The organism is Ruegeria sp. BHSA118 (genome assembly GCF_059613405.1).
Genome location: NZ_JBXWSM010000151.1, coordinates 1 through 1,878 on the forward strand (window position 1 = coordinate 1; position 1,878 = coordinate 1,878).

The 1,878-nt window shown below is 59.4% G+C and carries 4 protein-coding genes; 3 read left to right on the forward strand and 1 reads right to left on the reverse strand.

Annotated elements, in window-relative coordinates; all coding sequences use genetic code 11:
• Positions 1-279 (forward strand): glutamine amidotransferase-related protein (locus AC2FNN_RS21530; RefSeq protein WP_496760554.1); only part of this gene is annotated, 279 nt, incomplete at its 5' end.
• Between the two features lie 3 nt (positions 280-282).
• On the opposite strand, the gene AC2FNN_RS21535 is transcribed toward AC2FNN_RS21530, so the two are convergent.
• Complete coding sequence (locus AC2FNN_RS21535) at positions 283-684, reverse strand: DUF2147 domain-containing protein (protein WP_496760556.1); 402 nt, start codon at positions 682-684, stop codon at positions 283-285.
• A 134-nt stretch (positions 685-818) separates the two neighbouring features.
• Here AC2FNN_RS21535 and hisA point away from each other — a divergent pair, with 134 nt between their 5' ends.
• Complete coding sequence (gene hisA, locus AC2FNN_RS21540; RefSeq protein ID WP_496760557.1) at positions 819-1,541, forward strand: 1-(5-phosphoribosyl)-5-[(5-phosphoribosylamino)methylideneamino]imidazole-4-carboxamide isomerase; 723 nt, start codon at positions 819-821, stop codon at positions 1,539-1,541.
• A gap of 4 nt (positions 1,542-1,545) precedes the next feature.
• Positions 1,546-1,878 (forward strand): DUF2867 domain-containing protein (locus tag AC2FNN_RS21545; protein ID WP_496760559.1); only part of this gene is annotated, 333 nt, incomplete at its 3' end.

Below are 1,878 nucleotides of genomic sequence, written 5' to 3' on the forward strand. Positions count from 1 at the left end.
ACATCGCTGAAAGTGCCACATATGGGCTGGAACGATCTTGTTCTGGACAGCGATCACCCGGTGTTTAACGGGGTGAAATCCGGCGATCACACCTATTTCGTCCATTCCTACCACTTCCGGGTATCCGACCCGGCACAGCGATTAGCCTATGTGGATTACGGGCAGGAGGTCACGGCCGTCATTGGCCGTGATACGATGGTTGGAATGCAGTTTCACCCCGAGAAAAGCCAGGACGTTGGCCTGCGCATGCTGGGCAACTTCCTGACCTGGAAACCCTGAGGCTTATTGAACACGCGTCCAGGTTTGACCGCGGCAGATCAGACCGCCCGCCACGCATCCCTTGACGGTCAGTTTGTTCTGGCCGTCCAGTGACATTTTCGAGTTGTATGTCTTGTTCCGGTCCGGTGCCCAGATCTTGCCGCTGTCATAGCTTCCGCCGCCTTCGGGCACCATGTCCCAGATGATCTGCTTGCCCAGGTTTTCATATTCCAGCTGCTCGTTGCCATCCGCATCAAAGGCGCTGTCGATGGTTCCGCAGATCGCACTGCCGCATTCGGAAATCGTCACGTGCAGATAGCCGCCGGTATCACCGGGTGCAGTCTTCCACAGACCGTCGACGGGATCCGCAGCCATCGCGCTGGTCGCAAGAAACATCAAACCCGCTGCAAACGTAAATTTCTTCATGATTGTCTCCCTGTTTTGATGGCAGTCTGACCCGGCAATCAGCGACGGGCAAGAATGACCCAGCGTCGCGTTGCATCCCCTGCCCCGCCTGTGCGATATCCCGCGCGTGTAACACAGATATAGGGCCGCCCGACATGATCCTCTACCCCGCCATCGACCTCAAAGACGGCAATGCCGTGCGCTTGCTGCGTGGTGAAATGGACAAGGCCACCGTGTTCAACGAAGATCCCGCCGCGCAGGCACGCGCTTTTGTCGAGGCCGGGTGCGAGTGGCTGCATCTGGTCGATCTGAACGGCGCCTTTGCAGGTGAGCCGGTCAACGCCGCCCCGGTCGAGGCAATTCTGAAAGCCTGCGACGTGCCCGCGCAATTGGGTGGCGGCATCCGCGACATGGCCACCATCGAGACCTGGATCGACAAAGGTCTGGCCCGCGTGATTCTGGGCACGGTCGCGGTCGAGAACCCCGATCTGGTGCGCGAAGCGGCCAAAGCCTTTCCCGGCAAGGTCGCCGTGGGCATCGACGCGCGCAACGGTCTGGTTGCCACCAAGGGTTGGGCCGAAGAAACCGACGTTCAGGTAACCGATCTGGCCCGCAGCTTCGAAGACGCGGGCGTCGCCGCGATCATCTACACCGACATCAACCGGGACGGCGCGATGCAGGGGCCCAATATCGAGGCCACCGCAGAGCTTGCCAAATCGGTCGACATTCCGGTTATCGCATCTGGCGGCGTGTCCTCGATCGCCGATCTGATCGCGCTGCGCGATTGTGGCGCAGCTTTGAACGGTGCCATTTCCGGCCGCGCGCTTTATGATGGAGCGATTGATCTGAAAAAGGCTCTGACCACGCTCAGAGAATAACGTTATGTTTCATTCGCCGGTAAAGCGTTCCGATCTGTCCGCGCAAAGCCTGCTGAACGAACGGTACAAAAACGGCGACTTTCTGGATTGCTTCAGCGTTGAATCCAATCTTCCGCCGAGCCGGGCCGCGGAAATCATCACCGCGTTCCCCGGATGGGCGATGTCACTGGTTCGGCTGCGCGGCCTGCTGGTAACACCCTTTGGCCTCAGCACGACCGGCCCGGATGCAGACGACAAGTTGGGTATCTTCCCGGTCGAACATGATGGCAGGACCGAGGTGATCGCAGGTTTCAACGATCGCCACCTGGATTTTCGGGTTTCCGTCCTGTCGGAAAAC

What these genes read in the sequence shown, in the direction of transcription:
- hisA (WP_496760557.1), top strand. Translation starts at nt 819, where the DNA reads ATGATCCTCTACCCCGCCATCGACCTCAAAGACGGCAATGCCGTGCGC.
- AC2FNN_RS21535 (WP_496760556.1), bottom strand. Translation starts at nt 684, where the DNA reads ATGAAGAAATTTACGTTTGCAGCGGGTTTGATGTTTCTTGCGACCAGC.